We start from the raw sequence: 24321 nt of genomic DNA on the forward strand, positions 1-24321 counted from the left end.
GGCCCGGTTCCGGGCCGGTCCGCCGCGCCGCCTCTCTAACCCCGGCGCGTCCCGTCCGCGAGGGCCTTGAATGGGGGCCTCGAATGGGGGCCTCGAATGGGGGCCTCGAATGGGGGCCTCGAATGGCGGCCTCGAATGCAGGCCTTGAGCGCGGGGCCCAAACGCGCTCCCTCTCCATCGCCCTCGCCACAAGGTCACCGCCACACCCCGCCCGTGAGCCGCCAGGGCCCTGCCAAAACCGCTTCGCCACCCTGCTCCACGGTCCCCTCGCCGCACCCCACCCCGCCCTTCCGATTTCGGGCGCGCTGTGGCGCTGACCTTGTGACGAGGGCGATGAAGAGATAACGCGTTTCGCCCCCGCACTCAAGGCCCCCATTCGAGGCCCCCATTCGAGGCCCCCATTCGAGGCCCCCATTCGAGGCCCCCATTCGAGGCCCCCATTCAAGGCCCTCGCGGACGGGACGCGCCGGGGTTAGAGAGGCGGCGCGGCGGACCGGCCCGGAACCGGGCCCGCACGGGAGGGTTCACCGTCCCGGCGCTGCGGTGCAGCAGATCCCCAACCCGAGAGCCCCTCTGACCGCCATGCGCGACGACGCCACCGGACGCACCCTCACCGCGCACGAGCCGCGCCGGATCCCGTGGCTCGACCTCGTCTTCGGCTTCGGCCCGATGGTGCCGATCGCCGTCGGCGCCGCCGCGGCGTGGTGGCTGAACGGCCAGCCCCTCGACTACCTCGTGGCCCTGTTCACCCTGCTCTACGCCGCCTCGATCCTGCTGTTCCTGGCCGGCGTGCACCGGGGCGTCAGCTTCCGGACCGAGGGCGGCCCGCGCCTGTCGCAATTGGTCACGATGCTGGTCCTGTACGGGCTGGGGCTGTTCAGCCTGTTCGCCGCCGTGATGGGCAAGGCGGTGCCGGCGCTGGCGATGCTGATCCTCGGCTACGCCCTCGTGGGGATCCTCGACCCGATCGCGGCGCGCACCGGCGCAGTGCCCCTGGCGCATGCCCGCCTGCGCCCGATCCAGATGCCGATCGCCGTGGTGAGCCTCGCGGTCCTGCTCTGGCTCAAGCTGACGGCGCCGTACTGAGCCGTATTTTTGCCTGTGCTCGCGCCTGTCGCCGCGCAGGACCGCACGGCGACCCGATCCCGCAGATTCCCAAGGGATCGTCCCTTGGGCGGGGTCTCGGGGCGGAGCCCCGAGGATCTCGCAAGCGGCGCCCTGCACCCGTAAAAGGTCCCGGACCCTTCGAAACCATCACCGGTCAGCGACGGGATCCGTCCGTCAGGATCGAAGGATCAGGATCACGCCAGAACAGGCCTTGGCGCATCGTCGTCTCCGAAAGCCGGCAGCCCCCTCGCGGGCGGATGCGCTAGTCGGCGGTCTGGATCGACCAGGTGGCGTGGCGGATGCCCGGGAGGCGGGCGAGGTCGTTGGTCACGGCGTCGAGTTCCTCCGCCTTCACGGCGCTCGCCGTCAGCGTCGCCACCACGTCGACCGCGCTCTCGCCGCGTTCCTCCACCTCGACGTTGCTGACCGGATAATTGGCCGCCTCCAGGCGTTCCACCAGCAGGTCCTGCGCCGGGCCGGCCTCGCCGGGCGCGGTGGTCACCTGGACCTCGTAGGTCGCCTCGGTGGCCGATTCGCGGATCGGCGCGCGGTTGATGGCGTTCACCAGCGGCCGCAGCGCCGTGTTGCAGGCCAGCACCGTCACCATCACGAAGACCGCCTCCAGGGGCAGGTCGGCGCCGCAGAACGCCCCCACGGCGGCCGAGCACCACAGGGTGGCGGCGGTGTTGAGGCCGCGGACGTTCATCCCCTCCTTCATGATCACGCCGGCCCCGAGGAAGCCGATGCCGGAGATCACGTAGGCCACCGTGCGGACCCCCCCGTCCGGGCCGGTCAGCCGCATGCCGAGATCCACGAACGCGCAGGCGCCCACCGCCACCAGCACCGCCGTGCGCAGGCCCGCGGTGCGCTGCCGGTACTGGCGCTCGGCCCCGATCACCGTGCCCAGCACGAAGGCCACGAGCAGGCCCAGGGCGGATTTCAACTCCTCGGGGAGGGACGCGTAGGTGGTCATCGGCGGTCCTCGGTCATCGGCAGTCCTTGGGCGGGGCGGTTCTCTTGCGGGGCCGTTCTCGGGCGGGGCGGTCCTTGGGCGCGCGTGGTGACGAAACCGTGACACCGTGGACCGGCCTCGACCCCGGCGCGGGCCGGGACCGGGATTGACGGCCGCACCGGGCAACGGGCACACCGGCAAGAGACTGAGGATCCCTTAAGAATTCGGGACCCGGCCGAGGAGACGGACAGGATGCAGGACAGGGCCCACGCGGCGGAATCGGTCCGCGCCGGAATTTTCCCCGCATGAGCGGCGCCCTCGCCGAACGCCGGCCCGACATCGTCCCGGACGAGGGCCTGCACGGCCGCGTCATGGCGCTCCGCGCGGGGCTGGAACGCGGCCTGATCGGCAGCGCCGGCCTGGTCGAGCGCCTGCTGATCGGGCTCCTGACCGGCGGCCACCTGCTGATCGAGGGCGCCCCGGGCCTCGCCAAGACCCGCGCGGTCAAGCGCCTCGCCGACGGCCTCGACGGCTCCTTCGCGCGCATCCAATGCACCCCGGACCTGATGCCGGCCGATCTCACCGGCACCACCGTGTGGCGCCAGGACAGCGGCACCTTCGAATTCCTGCACGGTCCCCTGTTCCACGCCCTGGTGCTGGTGGACGAGGTCAACCGCGCGCCCCCGAAGGTGCAGTCGGCGCTCCTCGAATCCATGGCCGAGGGACAGGTCACGGTCTCGGGGACCACGCACGCCCTGTCCGACCCGTTCATGGTCGTGGCGACCCAGAACCCGATCGAGCATGCCGGGACCTTCCCGCTGCCGGAGGCGCAGCTCGACCGCTTCCTCCTGCACGTCGTGGTCGACATGCCCGACGAGGCCACCGAGCGGGCGATCCTCGATCTCGTGGAGGGCGAGATCACCCACCACGTCGAGGCGATGCCCGTGCGCCTGTCGCTGGCGGATGTCCGGGCCGCCCGGGAGGCGGCGCTGGCCACCTACGTGTCGCCGGCGCTCAAGGACTACCTCGTCCGGCTGGTGGCGGCGACCCGCACCGACGCGGCCGCCCCGGACCTGCGCGCGCTGATCGAGCACCCGGCCTCGCCGCGGGGTACGCTCGCGCTGATGATGGCCGGCAAGGCCCGGGCCTGGCTGCACGGCCGGGACCACGTCACCCCCGAGGACATCACCGCGCTGGCCCGGGACGCCCTGTCCCACCGCATCGGCCTGACCTGGCGGGCCGCCGCCGAGGGCAGGACCGCCCGCGGGCTCGTGGGCGAGCTCGTGCAGCGGGTGCGGGCCCTCTGACGATGTTCGGGTTCGCGCGGCGCATATTCCCTCCCTCCTCTGCGGGGGCGGGTGGCCCCCGGAGGGGGTCGGGAGAGGGGCGCGACGGTGCAGGATCGAACGCCGGCCTTCAGGACGGTCGCGCCGCTTCCGGAAGCCGGGTTCCCCTCTTGCGGGACTACATCCCGACCCGATCCCTGCTGCCGCAGGGGCCACCCGCCCCCGCAGAGGGGGGCGGGAGAGGCGGTGCCGACAGCGGCATCCACCTCTCGGGCGAGGCCCTGATGGGCCTGCGCCACCTCGCCCGGCGGGGCTCGGCGCCAGGGACCCGGACGCTGGCGGGCCTGCCCGGCGGCATCGTCACGCGGCGGCGCGGGCGCGGCTCCGAGCCGGAGGACGTCCGGCTCTGGTCGGAGGGCGACGACCGCCGCTTCATCGACCGCAACGCCACCGCGCGCACCGGGCAGCTGCATGTCCGCACCCACCACGACGAGCGCGACCGGGCCGTGGTGCTGCTCGCCGATTTCCGGCCCGCGATGCTGTTCGGAACCCGCCGGACCCTGCGCTCGGTGGCGGCCGCCGAGGCCCTGGTGCTGCTCGGCTGGCGGGTCGCGGCCGATGGCGGCCGGGTCGGCCTCGCGGTGGCGTCCGCCGGGGCCCCCACGGTGCTGCGGCCCGCGGGCGGGGAGCGCGCCATGATCGCCGTGACCGGCGCCCTCGCCCAGGCCCACGCGCAGGCCCTGGAGGCCCTGCCCGGAATCCGGTCCGAGGCGGAGCCGCCGCTGGAGGCGACGCTGGGCCTCGCCCGCAGCCTGCTGCCCGCCGGCGGCCACCTCGTCGTCGCCAGCGCCCTCGACGCCCCGGGCCCGGGCTTCGACGAGCTCCTGACCCTGCTGGCCGAGCGGATCGCCATCCGGCTGATCCTGGTGAGCGACGCCTTCGAGCGCGCCCGGCCGCCGGGCTACTATCCCTTCGCCCTGGCGGATGGGAGCCGCGGCACCGCGCTGCCGACGGCGAGGCCGGCCGGCGGGTCGGACGGGTCCGCCGAGGCGCGGCTCGCCGATTACGCCCGCCGCGGCATCACGGGTGTGCGCCTCGACGTCGAGGCGGGACCCGAGGCCTACGCGCCGCTGATGGAGCGCCTCGATGCGGTGCTGTGAGGCCGGGCCCGGCGGGGTGCCGCGATGATGCCCGCCGAGACCGCGCTCGGCCTGGACCAGCTCCGCGGCCTGCACCTGCCCGGGGGCGCCGCCGGCGCCGTGCAGGGCGAGATCCTCGCGGCCGCCCTCCTGGGCTTCCTGGCCGCCCTGCTGGTCGGGCTCGCGCGCGCCCTGCGCGGCCGGTCCCGGGCCGGCCTCCGCCGGGCGGCGCTGGCCGAACTCGCCCGCAGCCGCGGCCTCGATCCGGAGGCGCGGCTCGTGGCTCAGGCCCGGCTGCTGCGCCGCCTCGACCGGACGCTGGGCGGCGAGGCCGGGCTCCGGACCGCGGGCGCGGAGTGGGGCCGGCGCCTCGACGCCCTCTTCCGGACCGACTTCTTCACCCGGGGGGCGGGCCGCGTCCTCGCCGACGGGCTGTACCGCCGCCAGGCTCCGGATCTCGACGCCCTGGACGCCGAACTCGGCCGCCTGATCGGACGGGTGCGGAGCGGGGCGCGCTCGTGAGCGGTCTGGTGAGCGACCTCCTGCCCGCCTGGCTCAGCGCGCTCCTGTCGGCCTTCGACCTCGCCGCGCCCTGGGCGCTGCTGGCCCTGCCCCTGCCGCTGCTCGCCGGCCGCCTGATCCCGGCCGAGCCGGAGGGCGGCAGCGGTGCCCTCCGGGTGCCCGGCACCCTGGTGGGCGCGGGCCGGGCCGGCGCGGACCGCGCGGCCCGCGGGCGCCGCCGGACCGCCCTCGCCTGGACGCTCTGGCTCGCCCTGTTGGTCGCCCTCGCCGGGCCCCGCCTGGTCATGCCGGCCGCCGCGCTCCCCGCCTCCGGCCGCGAGATCATGATCGCCATGGACCTGTCGGGCTCCATGGAGCGGCGCGACTTCGCCCTCGACGGCGAGACCGTGACCCGGCTCGCCGCGGTCAAGCGCGTCGGCGCCGACTTCATCCGGCGCCGGGCCGGGGACCGGATCGGCCTCGTGATCTTCGCCGACCAGGCCTATGTGGCGGCGGCGCCGAGCTTCGACACCGCCGCGGTCGCCCGGGCGCTGGACGAGGCGACGATCGGCATCAGCGGCCGCTCCACCGGCATCGGCGACGGCCTCGGGCTGGCCCTGCGCCGCCTGGACCCCCGGGATGCCGGGGCCGAGGCCGAACCCGGCGCCGCGAAACCCGCGAAGGCCGTGATCCTGCTCTCGGACGGCGCCAACAATGCCGGCCAGACCGCCCCCAAGGACGTGGCGGAGCTCGCCAAGGACCTGGGCATCCGGATCTACACGATCGCGCTCGGCCCCCGGGACATGGCCGACGCCGACGGCGAGCAGGACGTGGTCGACACCGAGACCCTGCGCGACATGGCGCAGACGAGCGGCGGCGAGGCGTTCCGGGTGCGCACCACCGCGGATCTGGTCCGGGTCGCCGAGGCCATCGACCGGCTGGAGGGCGGCCGCGCCCTGGCACCGCCCCTGCCGCTGCGCCGGGACCTCTGGCCCTGGCCGGGCGCCCTGGCGCTGCTGGCCGCCGCCGCGTTGCTCGCCAGCCGGAGGGGGGCGTGATGGGTGCGGTGTTTGAGGTCTCGGCCACAACGCGTCGCTGGATGGATAAGGGCGGCGATCCAAGCCGCGATCGAAGCCGCGCGCCCCTCCCTCCCCCCTCTGCGGGGGAGGGGGGCCCAAGGGGAGCCCCCTGCGTCAGCGGGGGTCGGGAGAGGGGGGCGCGGCGTCCGAAAAGGGCTGAGTCGACGGGCCGGCCAACGCCTTATCCTGCACCGTCGCGCCCCTCTCCCCCCCTGCTTCGCAGGGTATTCTCCCCCGCAGGGGGGGGAGGGAGAGCGTGCGCCCTCTCCGGTTCAGCCCGATGAGCGCCCTCGACGCCGTCGCCCTCCTGCGCCCCTGGTGGTTCCTGGCGATCCCGGTCATCGCCCTCCTGGCCCTGCGCGCCGCGTGGCGCTCGGCGCCCCTCGGCGACTGGGCCCGGGCGGTGGATCCGGCGCTGATGGCCCATCTCGCCCGGGCCGGCGCGGTGCTCGGCGGACGGCGGCAGGCGAATCTCGCCGCCGCCCTGGCGGCCGGGCTGATCGCCCTGGCGCTGACCGGCCCCGCCGTGGAGCGGGCGGACGGGCGGACGTTCCGCAATCTCGACGAGACGGTGATCGTCCTCGACCTCTCCCGCTCGGTCACCGAGGGGGGCAACCTCCAGGGGGTCCGCCAGGCCGCCGCCGCCGTGGCCGAGGCCGCCGGCACCCGGGCCGTGGCGCTGGTGGTCTACGCGGGCGACGCCTATCTGGCCGCCTCCCCCACCACCGACCGCGACAGCCTCGGCACCACCCTGTTCGCCCTCGACGCCGACACGGTGCCCGACCGCGGCTCCCATCCCGAGCGGGGCCTGGCGCTCGCCCGCCGCACCCTGGCGGAGGCGGACGTGGTCGCCGCCGACGTGGTGCTGATCAGCGACGGCGACGGCGTCGGCGAGGCCGCGACCCGGGAGGCCGGGGCGATCGCCCGGCAGGGCTGGCGCCTGCAGGCCCTGTTCGTCCCCGCCGAAAGGCCGCTCCCGCCCGGCGCGCCCAGGCCCGACCGGGCCGCCCTCGACGCCCTGGCCCGGGCCGGGGGCGGCACCGCCGCCGACATCGCGGCCCCCGGGCCGGTGCTCGACGCGGTCGGCGCCGGGCTCAGTCAGCACCTCGCGGCGGGGGGCTACGGGGTGCTGGCCTACGCGGATCTCGGGCGCTGGCTGCTGCTGCTGGCGGCCCTGCCGGCCCTGGTCCTGTTCCGCAGGAGCGCGTGATGCGGCTGAGCCTGCCGGATACGGGTCTCGCCGCGCCGCTCCGGGCCGGCCTGCCGCCACGCTGGCGGCGCCGCGCCCGGCTCGCCGGCCTCGCGCTGGCGGGCGCGGGCCTGCTGGCGCTGCTCGCGGTCTCGCAGCCCCGCACCGGGTTCGGGCGGCTGCTGATGGGCCTCGGCCTGCCGGGTCTGGCCGCCGACGTCTTCGCCGATCCGGCCTGGCGCGCCGCCGCCCTCTACGAGGCCGGCCGCTACGACGCGGCGATCGCCCTGTTCCGCGCCGGCGGCCGCCGGGCGAGCTACAATCTCGGCAACGCCCTGGCGCGCGCCGGCGACCTCCCCGGCGCGCTCGCGGCCTACGACGAGGCCCTGCGCTTCGACCCCCGGGACGCCGACGCCCAGGCCAACCGCTCGCTGATCGCCCGGATGCAGGCCGAGGTGATCGACCGCGGCCCCGGCGGCGGCATCGCCAACGGCACCGCCCAGTATGGCGCCCGCTACAACAACACCGCCAACCAGGACCAGACCGACGAGATCAACGCCGCCTCCAGTGGCGAGGGTCTGGCCGGCAACAAGGAATCCAACGCCAGCGCGTCGCTGCCCGGCAACAGCAAGGTCGCCCGCCGGGGCAGGGCCGAGCAGCAGTCGATCGACGCCGGCAAGGGCCAGGCCCGGGGCTCGGCCGGCGACGCCGCGGGCCGCGGGCGCACGGGCGGCGGCGCCGCCATGGTGGCCGAGGCCCCCGAGCGCGAGGTCCGCCGGGTGACCAAGAGCTTCGAGGCCCACGAGATCCGCCCGGACCGGCTCTGGCTCCAGACCCTGCCGGACGATCCGGGCCGCTATCTCAAGCTGCGCCTGCGCGCCGAGCAGACCCGCCGGATCGAGGCCGGCACCGCGATACCCGCCGGGAGCAACCCGTGGTGATGCTCTTGAGTCTTCCGCGATGCGCGATTGCCCGCCCCCCTCTGCGCGGGCGGGCGGCCCCCGGAGGGGGTCGGGGGAGGGGAGCCCGGCCTCCGGAGCGGGCTGAGCCCGTCATGGCGGGCGCGACCCTGCTTGAAGCGGCGCTCCGCTCTCCCCCCCTGCTCCGCGGGGTACCCGCCCCCGCAGCGGGGGGAGGGCGGGGGCGCATCCGGGCCGCCCTTGTTGTCACCCTCCTCGCCCCTCCGCTCACCCCTCTCCCCGCCCGGGCCGAGATCGAGCCCGGCGACCTCACCCTGACGGTGACGGCGGACTTCAACGGCCACAGCGCCCCCTTCGCCCGCGAGATGGTGCTGCTGAAGATCCACGGGGTCTACAAGCAGCCGATCCTGCTGGAGGAGGTGGTCCAGCCCTCGCTGGCAAACTTTTCCTGGACGCAGCTCGGCCGCGACCATTGGAGCAAGGCCAAGCTCCCGGACGGCCAGAGCGCCATCGCGTTCGACCGCACCGTGGCGGTCTTCCCGCACCATGCCGGGCCGTTCACCATCGAGCCGTTCACCCACAAGCTGACGGTCAACGATGTCGGCGAGCGCCGGACCGTCGAGGTGCGCTCAGCCCCGATCCCCTTCCCCGTCGAACCATGGACCGCCGCCACCGGCGGCCCCGACGCCAAGGAGCCCTGGTGGCTGCCCGCCCGGGACGTCACCATCACGGATTCCTGGAGCCCGGACCCCGAGACCATCAAGGTCGGCGAGACCGCCCGGCGGATCGTCACCCTGGAGGCGCAGGGCATGGTCGCCGAGGGCCTGCCGCCCCGGCCGGTGATGCGCACCCGCGGCATCATCACCTTCGCGGGCCCGGTCACCCGCGAGACCCTGCTGACGCCCTCCGGTCCCGTGGCCCGGGCCACCTACCAGTGGGACGTGAAGCCCGGCGTGCCGGAGATCATCCCCCTCGACGCCATCGCGATCCCGTGGTTCGACACCGGCACCCGCACGATGCGCGAGGCCGAGATCCCGGCCCGGCAGATCGGCGGCGGCCTGCCCGACCGGGAGACCGACCGGGCGCCCCCGCCGGTCCCCGCGCCGCTCGCGGCCGCCGCCGCGGCGCTCGCCGCCTTCGGGCTCGGGCTGGCCCTGATCGGCTTCGGCCTCGGGCGGCCGCGCCTGCGCCTCTCCGGCCCGGCCCGGCGCGCCCTGCGCGCGGCGGCCCGGACGGGCGATCCGGCCCGGTTCCACACGGCCCTGGAGGCGGCGCTGCGGGAGGCGCCGGATCTGGCTCGGATCTGGCGGTCCCGGCCCGCGCTCGTCGACGCCTTCGCGACCCTCGACCGGTCGGTGTTCGGGCCCCCGGGCGCGGCCGGGCCGGACCTGCCGGGGCTCGCCCGCGCCCTGTCGCGCCCCGAACCGGTCGCCGCCGCGCCCGGGCCGGACCGTCTGGCACCCCTCGACGGCCCGGCCCGCTGACCCGCGGCGGGGGATGATCGTCGCCTTGTGAAGGAACGGCCCGCGCGGCCGCGGCTTGGGCTGCCGGCACCGATCGCCACCGGAGACGTCATCCATGCCCGCAACCCTGACCCGAACCGCCCTCGCCGCGCCGCTCGTCGCCGCCCTTCTCCTGCCGGCGACGCTCCCGGCCGCCGCGCGCTCCGCCGGCACCGAGCGCACGCTGAAGATGGTCGACACCGACAAGGACGGCACCATCGATCTGGCCGAGGCCCAGGCCGCCGCCGGCAAGACCTTCGACGCCGCCGAGACGGACAAGGACGGCACCGTCGACGCCAAGGAGCTGAAGGGCCGGATCAGCAAGAAGGACCTGAAGGCCGCCGACGCCGATTCCGACGGCACCCTCGACCGCAAGGAATACCTCGCCCTGGTGGAGAGCCGCTTCAAGGCGGCCGATCCCGACGGCGACGGCAAGCTCGACGCCAAGGAGCTCAAGACCCCGGCCGGCCGGAGCCTGCTGCAGCTCCTGAAGTAACGGCGGATCCCGGTCCGTCGCCGTTGCACAGTCGATAAGCAAGTATTATTCCTGTGCAACGGCTCAAGATCTGAGCAGGCATCAATATGTTGCACGATCTTGCAGCATTCGAATCGGTCTCGTAGGCTCCTCCCACCGAGCGACACAGCATCGGATCAACATCCAGGGAGGAGCGCGATGGCCCGCGCGAACGACGTCAAGGACAGGTTCCGCACCCGGCTTCAGGAAGCCGATGCCCGGAGCAACGACTTCCGCAGGAAGCTCCTGGCGGAGGGCGCCCGGGCGCTGGAGCCGGTCGTCGGCGTCCTGAACCTCATGGCCGAGGTGCTCAACGAGGCGGACAACGTCCACGGCAGCATCACCGGCCTCGAAGCCAGGATCGATCAGGACAACTTCATCAGCCTCTGCGCGCAGCTGCGCGGGACCGACGCGGAGCAGAAGATCAAGATCACCTACGGGCCGGAACTCGGCGGCAGCAACTTCATCGCGGTCTCGGGCCTCAACCAGCGCTACAACGAGCGCCTGGTCCCCGGGGCGGCGCGCGGCGCCAGCGGCCGGACGGTGGGCAGCGACATCCAGCTCGACGAGAACCGGGGCGGCGAGCTGGCCGAGGTGGTCCGCGAGGTCGTCGAGGATTTCTACGCCGCCCAGATCGAGCAGCGCAGCCACTTCGCCTCCGCCCGCTGACCCGCAGGGGCGTTCGAAAACCCGATTCCCCCACGCGCCGTCCTGCGCTAAACCCGTCCCCGATGGGGATGGAGCTCCCCGGCAACCGCCCGGCATCGTGACCGCCATGCCGGGCTGATGGCTCCTACCGAACGGGCGCGCCTTTCGCCGTCCGCGGTGGGGCCCTGCGCCGAAGCCGCGACGCGGGGAGGCCGCCCGACCGAACAGGAAGGGCAGGCATGATCAACACCCTCATCGTCATCCTCGGGGCCGGGCTCGGGGGGGGCGCCCGGCACGGCGTCAACGTCGCGGTGTCGCGGCTGCTGCCGGGCCTCGGCTTTCCCCTGGCCACCCTGATCATCAACGTGCTGGGCTCATTCCTGATGGGCGTGCTCGCCGAGGGTTTCGCCCTGCGCGGCGCGGCGGGCCACCCGGCCCGGCTGTTCCTGACCACCGGTGTGCTCGGGGGCTTCACCACCTTCTCGACCTTCTCGCTCGACGCGATCAGCCTGTACGAGCGGGGCGAGACGGGCCTGGCCGCCCTCTACGTGCTGGGCTCGGTCGCGGCCGGGCTCGTGGGCCTGCTGGCGGGCCTCGCCCTGGTGCGGGCGGTCCTGAGCGGAAGCTGAACGTCACGGTTTTGAAAGGTCTTCGACCGTTCGCGGGTCCAGGGCAGAGCCCTGGTGTCGGGCGAGGCCCGCGTCTCAGGGGCTCCGCCCCTGAACCCCGCCAAAGGGCTCGCCCTTTGGGAACCCCGTTTCAATCCGCGATGAACTTCAGGCGGTGGTCGCGGTAGAGGTCGACGATCGCGGCCGCGGTCTCCTCAATGGAGCGGCGGGTCACGTCGATGGTCGGCCAGCGGTTCTTGGTGAACAGCCGCCGCGAGGCCGTGATCTCGTCGGCCACCGCCGAGCGGTCGACATACATCGAGGATTCGTCGGCGTTCAGGCTCGACAGCCGGTTCTGGCGGATCTGCACGATCCGCTCGGGCGAGGCGAACAGGCCGACCACCAGGGGCTTGCGGGCGCGCTCGATCGCCGGCGGCAGCGGCATGCCCGGCACCAGGGGCAGGTTGGTGGTCTTGAGGCCGCGATTGGCGAGGTAGATCGAGGTCGGCGTCTTCGAGGTCCGGCTGACCCCGAGCAGGATCACGTCGGCATCCTCCAGGTCCTCCGGCAGGTTGCCGTCGTCGTGGGCCAGCGTGAAGTTCATCGCGTCGATGCGCTTGAAGTACTCGGCGTTGAGCATGTGCTGGGCGCCCGGCCGGGCGGTCGTCTCGGCGCCGAGATAGGCGCGCAGCAGGTCGTGGACCGGCCGCAGCACCGACAGGCAGGGGGAGCCGGTCTCCCGGGCGACCTCCTCCAGCCGCTCGCCGAGGTCACCGCCCACCAGGGTGTAGAGCACGAGGCCCGGCGCCGCCCGGATCTCGGAGATCACCCGGTCGAGCTGCGCCGCCGAGCGCACCAGCGGGTAGACGTGCTCGATCGCCGAGACGCCCTCGTACTGGGCGGCCGCCGCCCGGCCGACATTGATCAGCGTCTCGCCGGTGGAGTCGGAGACGAGGTGGAGGTGGAAGTAGCTGCGGCCCATCCTGTCGCCTTCGTCTCGCCGGGCGTTATCCACCGCCGGCCGCCAGGGGAGTCGATCAGTGTGGATAGGATGCGGCTTCGGGCAGGTCCAGGGCGCGGAGGCCCCGTCTTATCGACTCCGCCGTTCACAGCTACGCCATCGGGACGCGCGGAATCCGGGCGCCTGGGAGAATCCGGGACGCACGAGGGGTGCGTACCGGACTCGGCGTTCGCAAGCCGCTGTCGGACTTGGCCGTTCTCGCAACATGGAGCGAATCCTTTAAAGCCTCGTTAACGGCGCGGCGTCGGGGACGGCCTGTGGACCCGCTTGCGACCCCGAACTTCGCCCCCCCAAGAGAAAAAACAGAGTCCTAGACTCTCTCTTTTCTTTTCGAAGGGGCCTGTGTGGGGATCGGCGCGTCGCGACTCGACAGGAGCCGCGCCGACGGGCATGCGGAAGGGGCTAAGCGGGGTGGGAGCGCAGATGACGACGGGGACACCGCCGGTGAAACGCACGATGCTGCGTGTCCTCGAAGGGGAGGCGATCGGGCCGCCCCCCGCCTGGATGATGCGCCAGGCCGGCCGCTACCTGCCGGAATACCGGGCGACCCGGGCCGAGGCCGGCTCGTTCCTCGACCTCTGCTACAGCCCGGACTTCGCCGTCGAGGTGACGCTCCAGCCGATCCGCCGGTTCGGCTTCGACGCCGCGATCCTGTTCTCCGACATCCTCGTCGTGCCCCACGCGCTCGGCCAGGACGTGCGCTTCGTGGAGGGCGAGGGACCCCGCCTCGACCCGCTCGACGGCCGGGATGCGTTTTCGCGCCTGCGCGAGGCCGGCGACCCGGCGGTCATGACGCACCTCGCCCCGGTCTTCGAGGCGGTGACGCGGCTGCGCGCCGAACTGCCGGACGCGACGACGCTGCTCGGCTTCTGCGGCGCCCCCTGGACGGTGGCGAGCTACATGATCGGCGGCCGCGGCACCCCCGACCTCGCCCCGGCCCGGGCGCTCGCCGAGGGCGACACGGCCCTGGTCGACACCCTGATCGACCGCCTCGTCACCGTGCAGACCGACTACCTCGTGCGCCAGCTCCAGGCCGGCGCCGACGCCGTGCAGATCTTCGAATCCCATGCCGGCACCCTGCCGGCGGCGGTACCGCCCTCGGCCGGCCTCGTGGAGCCGGTGGGCGACGTGGCCGAGAGCGCTTTGCCCGACGGGGCGGCCATGGACGCGCTGACCCGCTGGTCCCTGCGCCCGATCGCCCGGATGATCGCGGGGGTCCGCGAACGGGTGCCCCACGCGAAGATCATCGTGTTCGCCCGCGGCTCGGGGCTCGACGGCCATGCCCGGGTCGTGCCCGAGACCGGCGCCGACGCGGTCGGGGTCGATTGGGGCGTGGACCTCAAGGCCCTGCGCGCCCGGGTGCCGGCCGCGACGGTCACGCAGGGCAACCTGCATCCGGAAACGCTGATCGCGGGCGGCGCGGCCCTCGACGCGGCGGTGGACGGGGTGCTGGCGGCGACCACGGGCCTGCCGCACATCTTCAACCTCGGCCACGGCATCACGCCGCAGACGCCGGTCGCCCATGTCGAGCGCATGCTCGCGCGGCTGCGCGGGTAGGCCCGTGCTCTACGATTGGATCAAGGCCGGGCACGTCGTCAGCCTGATCGCCTGGATGGCCGGCATGCTCTACCTGCCCCGGCTGTTCGTCTACCACGCGGGCCTGGAGCCGGGCTCGGGGGCGCAGGCCGCCACCTTCAAGGTGATGGAGCGCCGCCTGCTCAAGGCGATCATGACCCCCGCCATGATCGCCACCTGGGCGTTCGGTCTGACGCTCGCCTGGATGAGCGGGTTCTACGCGAGCCCCTGGCTGCAGGCGAAATTCGTGCTGGTGCTGGCGATGTCGGGCATCCACGGCTGGCTCGCCCGGATGGTCAAGGATTTCGCCGCCGACCGGAACACCCGCGCGCCCCGGTTCTACCGGGTGCTCAACGAGGTGCCGACGCTGCTGATGATCGGCATCGTCATCCTGGCGATCGTCAAGCCGGGCCTCTGATCCCGGGATCCTGTGATCCCGGGCGAGGTTTACCGTGCCGCCATGCCGGGCGGAGCCTTTCGCCCGCCGGCTCGTTTCCGGCCATGTCCAAGTCGTTCCCCGCCGCTTTGGTCCTGGCCGCCCTGGCGTTCGGCCCCTCCGCCCACGCGGCGAGCTTCCCCTGCGAGAAGGCCGAGGCCCCCGACGAGACGGCGATCTGCGCGCATCTCGCCCTCAACGACAGGGATGTCGAGATGGCGACCCGGTTCGAGATCCTGAAGGCGGTGCTGCCGATGGGCGGCCAGACCAAGCTGCGCGACGACCAGGAGGCCTGGTTGCAGGAACGCCGGACCTGCGGCGCCGACGTCGCCTGCCTGCGCGCCGCTTACGACACGCGCCTCACCGTGCTGCGCGGGGTTCTGGGGGAGTTCGCCAAGCAGGGGCCGCAGTAGGTACCCGAACGGGATCTCTGGCGGGCGCTGCGAAGGCCGGACGCTACCCTGCGATTCGGGATCCTAAACCGCGAAAGGAGGCCGAAGCCTCCTGAGGCTGTGGGGCGGGGCCTGCCGGAACCCCGCATCGCGCTCCCGTCATCCGCGAGGGACGACCGTGCTACGGCAGGCAGTCTTTCACCGTGTCACCCACCCGAGACATAGACACCGCGGCCCGGAAGTTTTCCAGCTTTCCGGCATCGGGGCGACCCCTCACAGCCGCGCCAGCAGCCGCTCCGCCAGCGGGTTCTCCGCCGCGAAGGCGTAGTCGACCCGCCGCACCGTCACGGCCCGCGCCCCGGCCTGGACCAGGGCGTCGGCCAGCTCGAACACCGCGCCCTCCGGGCAGCGCAGGACGATCTCGCCCTCCGGTCCAAGCGGGGCGCCGTAGGGCAGTTCGGCCTCGTGCAGGCCCGCGAGGGTGGCGAGGTCGATCGCGCCACTCTCCGGCAGGGCGGCGCGCACCTCGCGGGTGGTGCGGGCGCGCTCCTCGGCGGCGATCCGGCCGAGCACCGTGCGCAACGCCGCCCGCTGGCCCGCGCCCCACGGGGCCTTCAGCGAGGCCACCAAGTTGGCCTCGGAGCGCAGGATGATCCCGTCCTCCAGCACCTTCAGGGCGTTGGCGGAGAGCGTCGCCCCCGTGGTGGTGATGTCGACCACGATCTCGGCCGAGCCCGCGGCGGGCGCGCCCTCGGTGGCGCCGAGGCTCTCGACGATCCGGTAATCGGCGACGCCCTTCTCGGCGAAGAACCGGCGGGTCAGGTTCACGTATTTGGTGGCCACCCGCAGGCGCCGGCCATGGCGGGCGCGCATCCCGGCCGCGACCTCGTCGAGGTCGGACATGTCCCGGACGTCGATCCAGGCCTGGGGCACCGCCACCACCACGGTGGCGTTGCCGAAGCCCAGCGGCGTCAGCAGCTCCACCTGGCCGCGCACGTCCGGCAGGGTCTCGCGGATCAGGTCCTCGCCGGTGATGCCGAGATGGGCCGCGCCGGAGGCGAGCTGCGCGGCGATCTCAGAGGCTGAGAGGTAGCGCACCTCGACGTCGGGGACGCCGACGAGCCGGCCCCGGTAATCGCGGGCGCCCGCTCCCTGAGCGAGCTTCAGCCCGGCCCGGCCGAAGAACGCGCTGGCGTTCTCCTGCAGGCGGCCCTTGGACGGGACGGCGAGGATCAGCATGGTCTCGGAAGCGCTCATCGTCCGGCTCCCGCCACGCGCTCGATCCAGAAGGTGCAGCCCACCGCGGGCAGCGGGACCGGGCTGCCGAGATGGCCGAGCAGGCCGTCGTAGCGGCCGCCGCCGACCAGGATCGGACCGTCGCCCTCGGTCACCTCGAAGATGAAGCCGGTGTAGTAGTCGAGGTTGCGGGCGAAGCCGCCCTGGAAGCGGAACCGCTCGATCGGCAGGCTGCGGGCCGCGATGAAGCCGATGCGCTCCTCGAACAGGTCGAGGGCGGCCGCGAGGGCGTCGTGGCGGACCTGCGCGTCGGCGACGAGCGCCCGCAGGTCGCGGGCCGCCGCGTCCGGATGGCCGGCGATCGCCCGGTAGCGGTCGAGCACGGCGCGGTTCTCGGCGTTGAGCCCGGCCCCGCCATGGGCCTGGGCTGCCGCCTTGGCGAGGAAGCGCTCGGCGATCTCCCCGGCGCTGCGGCCGCCCACCGCCGAGATCCCGGCGATGGCCAGCACGTCCTCCACGAAGGCGCGCACGCCCCGCGGGTCCTGGCCCTGGATCGCCGCCAGCAGGCCGGCATGGGGATCCTCGGGGCGCGCCCCCGCGCCGTTGGTCACGGCATCGAGGGACCGCCCGGCGGCGAGCGCCCGGAGCGTCCGCCTTTTGGCCGCCGGCGGGACCGCGAGGCCGTCGAGGAGCGCCACGGTCAGGCCCATGTCGCCGAGCCGCACGGCCGGATCGGAGCGGCCGAACAGGGCCAGCCCCTCGAGCGCGAGGCCCAGCACCTCGGCATCGGCCGCGGGCGTGTCGGTGCGCCCGATCGACTCGATCCCGGCCTGGAAGAACTCGTCGGGCTCGTCGGCGGCCAGCCGGAAGACCGGGCCGCAATAGCTGTAATCGGCCGCCTGCCCGTCGGCCTGCGCCCGGTGCAGGCGGCAGACGGGAATGGTGAATTCCGGCCGCAGGCACAGTTCGGCCCCGCCCGCGTCCTGGGTCACGAAGATCCGGCGGCGGATATCCTCGCCCGACAGTTCCAGGAACGGCTCCAGCGGCTGCAGCACCGGCGGCGTCACCGGCCGGTAGCCCGCCGCCGCCAGATGGGCGGAGAGCCGCGTGCGCGCCGCGTCCCCCGCCCCCGTCTCACCCGCCTCCGGTCGTGTCATCGTATCCACCTCGCGGGCGCTCTGTAGCAACCGCGCCCGGGCTTGGCGACAGCGGGCGCGGGCGTGCCGGCCCGATGCGCCCCGCAGGATCGCGCGCGGCGCGGTCCGAGGCGCGATAACCTTTACGGACCTGCAACAGCCATCGGATACACCTGCCGCTCCCGGCCCGTCATCGGTGAACGACCCGTGCATCTCCCCTTCCGCCTCAGAACCCAGTTCCTGGTGCTCGCCGGCCTCAGCGGGATGATCGTCATCGCGGTCGGCACCCAGGCCGCCCTGCGCGTCTGGCAGAGCACCGCGACCACCGAGGAGATCGGCGACCGGCTGTTGCCGGCCGTCGACCTCCTGGGCGATCTGCGCGCGACCATGACCCGCGTGCGCCTGGGGGCCACCCGGGTGCTCGACGAGACCGAACCCGGCGCCCTCGCCCAGGCCCGGGACCGCAACGACGCCCGGATCGCCGAGATGCAGGGCCTGATCCGGGACGTCGCCGCCCTGCTGTCGGCGAGCCCCGACACGGCCGCATCCATGACCGCCTTCACCGGGCAATGGCAGGCCTATCTGGAGGCGCAGCGCGGCACCTTCGCCCTGGCGGCCGGGGGCGAGGCCGCCCGGGCCCGGGCGGCCTTCAACGGTCCGGCCAACCGGCTGTACGACACCGCCTGGAAGAGCCTCGATGGCCTGAAGGGATCCGCGAGCCGGGCCGCCCGGGCTGCCACCGGGGCGGCCCGGGCGGCCAGCGCGACGGCGGTGACGACGATCCTGGCGGGCACCGGCCTCGGCACGGTCCTGGCGCTGGCCCTGATGGCGTGGCTCGCCCGGGACATCGCCGGGCGCGCCCTGCGGGTCGCCGCCGCCATGACGGAACTGGCCGCCGGCAACGCCGCGGTCGCCGTGCCCTGCACCGAGCGGCGCGACGAGATCGCCGAGATCGCCCGGGCCGCCCTCGGTTTCCGGGCGAGCCTGGAGCGCAACCAAGCCCTCGAGGCCGAGACCGTGCTGGCCCGGGCGGGCGCGGAGGCCCAGCGCCGGGCGGCGATGCAGAGCATGGCCGTGGCCTTCGAGGGCAGCGTCGGCGGGGTGATCGTCGCGGTGACGGACGCCGTCGCCCAGCTCCAGACCACGGCCGGAGGCATGAGCGCGATCGCCGCCCGGGCCTCGGCCCGGTCGGGGGGCGTCGCCCGGGCGGCCGAGGACGCCGCCGGCAATGTCGGCACGGTGGCGGCCGCCGCCGAGCAGCTCGGCGCCTCGGTCCAGGAGATCGGCCGGCAGGTCCAGGCTTCGGCCAGCATGGCGCAGGGGGCGGTCGCGGAATCCGGCCAGACCGCGGCCCTCGTGGAGGACCTCAGCGCCGCCGCGTCCCGGATCGGCGACGTGGTCGCGCTCATCTCCGGCATCGCGGCCCAGACCAACCTCCTGGCCCTCAACGCGACCATCGAGGCGGCCCGGGCCGGGTCCGCCGGCCGGGGCTTCGCCGTGGTCGCCTCCGAGGTGAAGGCGCTCGCCGAGCAGACCACCCGGGCCACCGCGGAGATCACCGGGCAGATCGGCCGGATCCAGGCCTCCACCGGCCAGGCCGTCGGGGCGATCGGCTCGATCACCGCCCGCATCCAGGAGATCAGCGGCGTGGCGACCTCGATCGCCGCCGCCGTGGAGCAGCAGGGTGCGGCCACCCAGGAAATCGTCCGCAACGTGTCGGAGGCCGCGGCCGGGACCAGCGCGGTGACCGGCAACGTCGCGGGCCTGGCGGGCGCCGCCGACGAGACCGGTGCCGCCGCCGCCCAGGTCCTGGCCTCGGCGCAGGCCCTGTCGCGGGAATCGGGGCAGCTCGGCGCCGCCGTGGGGCAGTTCCTGTCCGGCCTGCGGGCGGCCTGAGCCCGGGCCGCCGCGGATCATGCCAGGCGGGGACGGGCGCGAACCGTGATGGCGCGGAGGATCCCGCAGGCGCCCGGCCGGGGGCGGGGCCCGAGCGGCGCATTCCTGTGCACCGTGTCCGTTTGCGTCGCCCTCGCGATCCTCCTGTCGGCGCAGGCTCCCCTCCGGGCCGAGCCCCGGCTGGAGCGGGTGGTGACGGTCTCCCGCCACGGGGTGCGCGCACCGACCGCCGCGCCGGCCGCGCTGGAGGCCCGGACCGGCCGGCCCTGGCCGGCCTTTCCCGTCGAGCCGGGCGAAATGACGCCGCACGGCGCCGAGGCGCTGTCCCGGATGGGGGCCTACCTGCGGAGCGTCTATGCCCGGGCCGAGCTTCTGCCCGAGACCGGTTGCCCGCCGCCCAACGCCGTGCAGGTCTGGGCGGACGGCGCCACGAACCGCACCCTCCGGAGCGGGCAGGTCCTGGCCGAGGCCGTCGCGCCGGGTTGCGGCCTCGTCGCCCGTCACGGGCCGGTGGGCGCCTCCGATCCGGTCTTCGACGGCGGTCGCGTCTGTCCCCTGGATCCGGCCGCGGCCCTGGCGGCGGTGCAGGCGCGGACGGCCGGGGGGACCGCGGTGACCGACAGGGCGTCCGAGAAGGCCATCGCGGCGCTGAAGCGGATCCTGGGTCCTGCCGCCTGCAAGGCGGTCCCGGCGGCCTGCCTCGACGGCCCGAGCACGCTGGGGGCCACGCCCACCGGGCCGAAGATCGAGGGTCCGCTGGCGCTGGCCGCCGCCGTGTCGGAGAACCTGCTCCTGGAATACGCCCAGGGCCTGCCGGCCGATCAGGTGGCCTGGGGGCAGGGCACCCCCGAGACCCTGGCGGCACTGCTGCCCGCGCATCGGCGGGCGGCCGATCTCCTGCACCGGACGCCCGAGATCGCCGCGTTCCACGGGGCGACGCTGCTGCGGATGCTCGCGGACCTGCTGCAGGGCGTGGTGCCCCGGGGACTCGGCGTGCCGCCGCTCGGGGCGAGCGCGCGCCTCGTCGTGCTGGCCGGCCACGACACCACCCTGTCGACCCTGTCGGGCGCCCTCGGCCTCGGCTGGTCGCTCCCGGGGCAGCCGGACCCGACGGCCCCCGGCGCCACCCTCGCCTTCGAGGTCTGGCGCAGTCCGGAGACCAGCGCGCGGACGATCCGGGTCCGGATCTACGCCCAGACCCTCGACCAGCTGCGCTCGGCCCGGCCGCTCGGTCCCCTCGACCCGCCGGTCTCGCTGCCGCTGACGATCGGGATCTGCCCGGCGCGGGACGGCGGCTGCGATCTGGAGACGTTCGTCGCCAAGGTCCGCGCCGCGCTGCCGCCCGTGTGCGTCCGGTAACGCATCGTCCGGGTTTCGAAAGGGCCAGCCCTTTCGCGGGTCCAGGGCAGGGCCCTGGTCTCGGGCGAAGCCCGAATTTCAGGGGCTCCGCCCCCGAACCCCTGCCCAAGGGCTCGCTCTTGGGAAACCCCGGATCTTCGCCGGCCCGACTTTCAGAGCGGGCGGATGCTTCCGAGCCGCGCTCCGCGGGGCCGACGGCCGGGCTTGCGCCGGGTCAGCGCGCTGAGCGCGGGGCCCGCGGCGACGCCGGTGCTGAGGATGGGGGCGCTCCCGGTGCCGGGCGTCGCAACCGCCACGGCGCTGGGCAGCCGGTCGGGGATCGGGCGGGCCGCCGAGGCCGGCGCCGCGCAGGCGATGAGCAGGGCGGCCGACAGGATCAGGGGCTTGACCGTCGTCTTGGCACGCATCCCCGGGGTCTCCCTGCCGACAGGGTCGCGGCATCGACGGGGAACAACGCTGTCGAAGCTCGGGCGTTTCAACCCGCGGTCGAGGGAAAGTGCCGAGCCAGCACGGCGCGGACCTGCGCCACCAGATCGGCCTCCGGGCACGAGATCTGTGCGGGCCGGGCCGCCTTCCACTCGGCGTTGCTGGCGATGGAATCCGCCGCCCGGGCGCCCTCGATCAGGTCCTTGATCTGGACCTCGCCGGCCAGCCGCTCGTTCGAGCCCTGGATGACCGCCGCAGGCGCGCGGCGGCGGTCGGCGTATTTCATCTGCGCCTTCATGCCGGCGGCGCCGAGATAGAGCTCGGCCCGGATCCCGTCCGCCCGCAGGAGCGCCACCAGCCGCTGGTAATCGGCCATGTTCTCCCGGTCGAGGACCAGCACCACCACCGGCCCGGGGGTCTCGGCGCCGGCGAGCAGGGGGCTGCCCACCAGCTGCAGGGCCGAGAACAGGCGCGAGACCCCGATCGAGAAGCCGGCGGCCGGCACCGGCTCGGCCCGGAAGCGGCCGACCAGCCCGTCGTAGCGTCCGCCGCCCGCCACCGAGCCGAAGCGCACGGTCTGGCCGTCCTCGTTGGTGACCGGGAAGGTCAGCTCGGCCTCGTAGACCGGGCCCGTGTAGTATTCGAGCCCGCGCACCACGCTCGGATCGGCCCGGATGACCTCGTGCCCGTAGCCGGCGGCGGCGCAGAGGCGCATGATCGCGTGCAGCTCGGCGATGCCCTCCCGGCCGGTCTCCGAATCGCCGACCGCGTCGTGCCAGCCCGCGAAGAACTTTTCCCAGAACGCCACCTTGTCGGCGCCGTCGCCCGCGTCGGCCTGGAAAGACACGTAGGCCAGGATCCGCCCGATCGCCGCCGTGTCGAGGCCCGCGCCCCTGGTGAAGTCGCCGCTCTCGTCCTTGCGGCCGGCGCCGAGCAGGTCGCGCACCCCGTCGACGCCCAGCCGGTCGAGCTTGTCGATCGCCCGCAGCACGGTGAGGCGCTGGCCGGCGCGGTCGTCGCCCGCGAGCCCCGCGGCCTCCATCACGCCGTCGAGCACCTTGCGGTTGTTGACCTTGACCACGTACCGGCCGCCGAGCCCGAGCCGGTCGAGGGTGTCGGCCATCAGCATGCAGATCTCGGCATCGGCCGCGACGCTGCCCGCGCCGACGATGTCGGCGTCGAACTGCATGAACTGGCGGAAGCGGCCCGGCCCCGGCTTCTCGTTGCGGAACACGTAGCCGGCCCGGAAGCTGCGGTAGGGTTTCGGCAGGGCGTCGAAATGCTCGGCCACGAACCGGGCGAGCGGCGCCGTGAGGTCGTAGCGGAGCGACAGCCACGCTTCGTCGTCGTCCTGGAACGAGAACACCCCCGCGTTCGGGCGGTCGAGATCGGGCAGGAACTTGCCGAGCGCCTCGGTGTACTCGACGAAGGGGGTCTCCAGGGCCTCGAACCCGTAGAGCTCGAAGCTCTTGCGGATCGTCTCCAGCATCCGGTGCTGCGCGGCGATCTCGTCGGCGCGCCGGTCGACGAAGCCGCGCGGCAGGCGGGGTTTCAGGGTCTCAGGCTTGGACATGGGATCGTGTTCGCTTCCCGTGGACCCGGAGCCCGGATCCGGTGTGAGTCGTCCCCGGCACGGCGGAGATCCTGGGGCCGGGCTCTACAGCATCGGGCCGGATACCGGAACCGGCACCGGGCGCTAGCTTTTTGACGGACATCGTCTTTTTCCGAAGGCCGGCAGCCACCGTGCGGGACGAGGCGCCGGAGCGTGTTTCCGCGTGTTCCCGGTCCTTCGATCAGGACGGATCCTGTCCTTAGCCAGTGATCCTCGGCCCGTGATGGTTTCGAACGGTCCCGGACATTTCGCGGGTGCGGGGCGCAAACCCTGCGAAAGCCTCGGGGCTCTGCCCCGGGACCCCGCCAAAGGGATGATCCCTCTGGAATCCACGGGGTTGGGTCGACGTGCAAGCCTGGCCGGCCGGCTATCGCGCTCCCCGCCCTCGTCCTTGGGGATTCGGCGAACCTTCGCGGGCGCGGCCGGTTGATCCGGCCGGATCGTCGAGGACACCATGAACCCATCGCAGAAGAGCGCGCTGATCGTCGGGGCCTCCCGGGGCCTGGGGCTCGGCCTCGTCGAGACCTTCCTGGGGCGCGGCTGGCGGGTCACCGCCACCCAGCGCACGCCGTCCCCCGACTTGGGGCGGCTGGATTCCGAGGCGCTGCGCGTCGAGACCGCCGATATCGACGACGATGCCGGCGTCGCCGCCCTGCACGACCGCCTGGCCTCGGAGCGCTTCGACCTGATCTTCGTGGTGGCCGGCGTCGCCACGCAGGCCCACGACCCGCTGCACGCGGTGCCCCGGGATGTCGCCGCGCAGGTCTATCTCACGAATGCTGTCAGCCCGATCCGCTTCGCGGAGGCGTTCCGCGACCGCCTCGCCCCCGGCGGCAGCCTCGCCCTGATGAGCTCGATCCTCGGCAGCGTCAGCCTGAACGAGACGGGCGGCTGGGAGACGTACCGGGCCAGCAAGGCGGCGCTGAACACCCTGGCGCGCAGCTTCGAGATCCGCCACCGGGCCGAGAACCTGTCGGTGCTGATCCTGCACCCCGGCTGGGTCCGCACCGAGATGGGCGGGACGGAGGCCGATCTCGACGTGGCCACGAGCGTCACCGGCCTCGCCGACGTGATTGCGGCGGCGCTCGGCCGGCCGGGCGCCCACTATCTCGACTACCGGGGCGAGACACTGCCCTGGTGAGGACCGGATCGGCTCAGCGGCGCGGGTCCATCGGGCGGATGCGCCGCTCGATCACCACGGTCGGCCGGGTGCGCCGCTCGACCACGACGGTGCGCGGCGCCCGGCTCGGGCTCGCATGGGTCAGGATCCGCTCCGGCACGCGCTCCGGCTTCGCCGTCTTGGCGGCCAGGACGTGGGGGCGGACCTCGTCGGCCGGGAGGCCGATCAGGCCCGCGGCGATCTCGACCTGCTGCTCGACATCGTCGGCGAGGTCCTGGGCGGCCGCGACCGCCTCGTTGATCGTGGGCGGCTCGCGGCGCACCCGGATCGGCGGCAGGTCGGCGAAGCTCTTCTGCGTCTTCTTCACGGGGCGACTCGCAGTCTTCATGGGACAGACATAGCGCCTTCCGGGCCGGTTGTGCAGTGCATCAAAAGCCCGTGACCGGCATTCCGGGCACATGGCTGACGGACCGTTGCCGCCGCGATGGGCACCAGGACGCCGACGCTGTCGAGCCCGTGGGCACGATCGCGCCGAATCGCCCCGGCGGAGGGCGGATGCGACATAGGAGCGCAGGGCGGGCGGCGCAACGGTTCCGCCCCGCCACGGCGATCTCCCCAGAGATCCCGAAGGCCCCCCGGGGTCCGGCCTCCCGCCCGGACGAGGGCT

General features: G+C 74.0%; 24 protein-coding genes and 1 riboswitch. Of the genes, 17 read left to right on the forward strand and 7 right to left on the reverse strand.

The genetic code is table 11. The features are described 5' to 3' along the window. Positions 1–582 precede the first annotated feature (582 nt). Positions 583–1086, forward strand: a complete 504-nt coding sequence (locus tag MKK69_RS26710) for a DUF3429 domain-containing protein (protein ID WP_243973004.1) — start codon at positions 583–585, stop codon at positions 1084–1086. Positions 1087–1369: 283 nt separating this feature from the next. Here MKK69_RS26710 and MKK69_RS26715 read toward each other — a convergent pair whose 3' ends face one another. Beyond that, complete coding sequence (locus MKK69_RS26715) at positions 1370–2080, reverse strand: MgtC/SapB family protein (RefSeq protein ID WP_243973005.1); 711 nt, start codon at positions 2078–2080, stop codon at positions 1370–1372. 284 nt (positions 2081–2364) lie between these two features. Here MKK69_RS26715 and MKK69_RS26720 point away from each other — a divergent pair, with 284 nt between their 5' ends. The 10 genes from MKK69_RS26720 (at position 2365) to crcB (ending at position 11466) form a co-directional block, all read left to right on the forward strand. Beyond that, a complete protein-coding gene (locus MKK69_RS26720; RefSeq protein ID WP_243973006.1) occupies positions 2365–3366 on the forward strand; it encodes an AAA family ATPase in 1002 nt (333 codons plus the stop codon). 263 nt (positions 3367–3629) lie between these two features. Beyond that, a complete protein-coding gene (locus MKK69_RS26725) occupies positions 3630–4505 on the forward strand; it encodes a DUF58 domain-containing protein (RefSeq protein ID WP_243973120.1) in 876 nt (291 codons plus the stop codon). Between the two features lie 24 nt (positions 4506–4529). Beyond that, complete coding sequence (locus MKK69_RS26730) at positions 4530–5006, forward strand: DUF4381 family protein (protein WP_243973007.1); 477 nt, start codon at positions 4530–4532, stop codon at positions 5004–5006. 20 nt (positions 5007–5026) lie between these two features. Continuing rightward, entirely contained in the window at positions 5027–6043 is a 1017-nt protein-coding gene (locus tag MKK69_RS26735) for a VWA domain-containing protein (RefSeq protein WP_243973121.1), read from the forward strand. A 301-nt stretch (positions 6044–6344) separates the two neighbouring features. Continuing rightward, positions 6345–7274, forward strand: a complete 930-nt coding sequence (locus MKK69_RS26740) for a VWA domain-containing protein (RefSeq protein ID WP_243973008.1) — start codon at positions 6345–6347, stop codon at positions 7272–7274. Further along, positions 7274–8194 (forward strand): tetratricopeptide repeat protein, encoded by a 921-nt coding sequence (locus MKK69_RS26745; RefSeq protein ID WP_243973009.1) that lies wholly within the window; start codon positions 7274–7276, stop codon positions 8192–8194. The genes MKK69_RS26740 and MKK69_RS26745 overlap by 1 nt, the downstream gene beginning before the upstream one ends. Positions 8195–8307: 113 nt before the next feature. Beyond that, positions 8308–9657, forward strand: coding sequence for a hypothetical protein (locus MKK69_RS26750; RefSeq protein ID WP_243973016.1), 1350 nt, complete (start codon positions 8308–8310; stop codon positions 9655–9657). A 94-nt stretch (positions 9658–9751) separates the two neighbouring features. Further along, on the forward strand, positions 9752–10171 hold the full coding sequence (locus tag MKK69_RS26755; RefSeq protein WP_243973018.1) for an EF-hand domain-containing protein: 420 nt from the start codon (positions 9752–9754) through the stop codon (positions 10169–10171). Between the two features lie 177 nt (positions 10172–10348). Continuing rightward, positions 10349–10858, forward strand: coding sequence for a hypothetical protein (locus tag MKK69_RS26760; RefSeq protein WP_243973020.1), 510 nt, complete (start codon positions 10349–10351; stop codon positions 10856–10858). A gap of 55 nt (positions 10859–10913) precedes the next feature. Then, positions 10914–10992, forward strand: a riboswitch (Fluoride riboswitch). Positions 10993–11076: 84 nt separating this feature from the next. Continuing rightward, on the forward strand, positions 11077–11466 hold the full coding sequence (gene crcB / locus MKK69_RS26765; protein WP_243973022.1) for a fluoride efflux transporter CrcB: 390 nt from the start codon (positions 11077–11079) through the stop codon (positions 11464–11466). 130 nt (positions 11467–11596) lie between these two features. On the opposite strand, the gene MKK69_RS26770 is transcribed toward crcB, so the two are convergent. Next, the gene (locus MKK69_RS26770) at positions 11597–12427 is read right to left on the reverse strand and encodes a pyruvate, water dikinase regulatory protein (protein ID WP_243973028.1); all 831 of its coding nucleotides are present in this window, start codon (positions 12425–12427) and stop codon (positions 11597–11599) included. Positions 12428–12889: 462 nt separating this feature from the next. Here MKK69_RS26770 and MKK69_RS26775 point away from each other — a divergent pair, with 462 nt between their 5' ends. The 3 genes from MKK69_RS26775 (at position 12890) to MKK69_RS26785 (ending at position 14890) form a co-directional block, all read left to right on the forward strand. Continuing rightward, positions 12890–14023: a uroporphyrinogen decarboxylase gene (locus tag MKK69_RS26775; RefSeq protein ID WP_243973029.1), complete on the forward strand. Its 1134-nt coding sequence runs from the start codon at positions 12890–12892 to the stop codon at positions 14021–14023. A gap of 4 nt (positions 14024–14027) precedes the next feature. Next, positions 14028–14459 (forward strand): protoporphyrinogen oxidase HemJ, encoded by a 432-nt coding sequence (hemJ, locus tag MKK69_RS26780; protein ID WP_243973030.1) that lies wholly within the window; start codon positions 14028–14030, stop codon positions 14457–14459. An 83-nt stretch (positions 14460–14542) separates the two neighbouring features. Further along, the gene (locus MKK69_RS26785) at positions 14543–14890 is read left to right on the forward strand and encodes a lysozyme inhibitor LprI family protein (protein WP_243973031.1); all 348 of its coding nucleotides are present in this window, start codon (positions 14543–14545) and stop codon (positions 14888–14890) included. Positions 14891–15142: 252 nt separating this feature from the next. Here MKK69_RS26785 and hisG read toward each other — a convergent pair whose 3' ends face one another. Beyond that, positions 15143–16126, reverse strand: a complete 984-nt coding sequence (gene hisG, locus MKK69_RS26790) for an ATP phosphoribosyltransferase (protein ID WP_243973036.1) — start codon at positions 16124–16126, stop codon at positions 15143–15145. Beyond that, positions 16123–17262, reverse strand: coding sequence for an ATP phosphoribosyltransferase regulatory subunit (locus MKK69_RS26795; protein WP_243973038.1), 1140 nt, complete (start codon positions 17260–17262; stop codon positions 16123–16125). The genes hisG and MKK69_RS26795 overlap by 4 nt, the downstream gene beginning before the upstream one ends. Positions 17263–17448: 186 nt before the next feature. Here MKK69_RS26795 and MKK69_RS26800 point away from each other — a divergent pair, with 186 nt between their 5' ends. Continuing rightward, complete coding sequence (locus tag MKK69_RS26800; RefSeq protein ID WP_313900889.1) at positions 17449–19137, forward strand: methyl-accepting chemotaxis protein; 1689 nt, start codon at positions 17449–17451, stop codon at positions 19135–19137. A gap of 48 nt (positions 19138–19185) precedes the next feature. Further along, positions 19186–20496 (forward strand): histidine-type phosphatase, encoded by a 1311-nt coding sequence (locus tag MKK69_RS26805; RefSeq protein ID WP_243973040.1) that lies wholly within the window; start codon positions 19186–19188, stop codon positions 20494–20496. 152 nt (positions 20497–20648) lie between these two features. Here MKK69_RS26805 and MKK69_RS26810 read toward each other — a convergent pair whose 3' ends face one another. Both MKK69_RS26810 and hisS read right to left on the reverse strand, forming a co-directional pair. After that, positions 20649–20903: a hypothetical protein gene (locus MKK69_RS26810; protein ID WP_243973043.1), complete on the reverse strand. Its 255-nt coding sequence runs from the start codon at positions 20901–20903 to the stop codon at positions 20649–20651. Between the two features lie 68 nt (positions 20904–20971). Then, positions 20972–22495 carry a histidine--tRNA ligase gene (hisS, locus tag MKK69_RS26815; protein ID WP_243973045.1) on the reverse strand — a complete coding sequence of 508 codons (1524 nt, stop codon included), beginning with the start codon at positions 22493–22495 and terminating at the stop codon, positions 20972–20974. A 493-nt stretch (positions 22496–22988) separates the two neighbouring features. On the opposite strand from hisS, the gene MKK69_RS26820 reads away from it, so the two are divergent. Beyond that, on the forward strand, positions 22989–23675 hold the full coding sequence (locus MKK69_RS26820) for an SDR family oxidoreductase (RefSeq protein WP_243973047.1): 687 nt from the start codon (positions 22989–22991) through the stop codon (positions 23673–23675). 13 nt (positions 23676–23688) lie between these two features. Here the strand turns inward: MKK69_RS26820 and MKK69_RS26825 are convergent, their stop codons facing one another. Then, positions 23689–24021, reverse strand: coding sequence for a hypothetical protein (locus MKK69_RS26825; RefSeq protein ID WP_243973051.1), 333 nt, complete (start codon positions 24019–24021; stop codon positions 23689–23691). Positions 24022–24321 lie beyond the last annotated feature (300 nt).

It is taken from the genome of Methylobacterium sp. J-026, from assembly GCF_022829585.1.
In the GTDB taxonomy this organism is placed as follows: Bacteria; Pseudomonadota; Alphaproteobacteria; order Rhizobiales; family Beijerinckiaceae; genus Methylobacterium.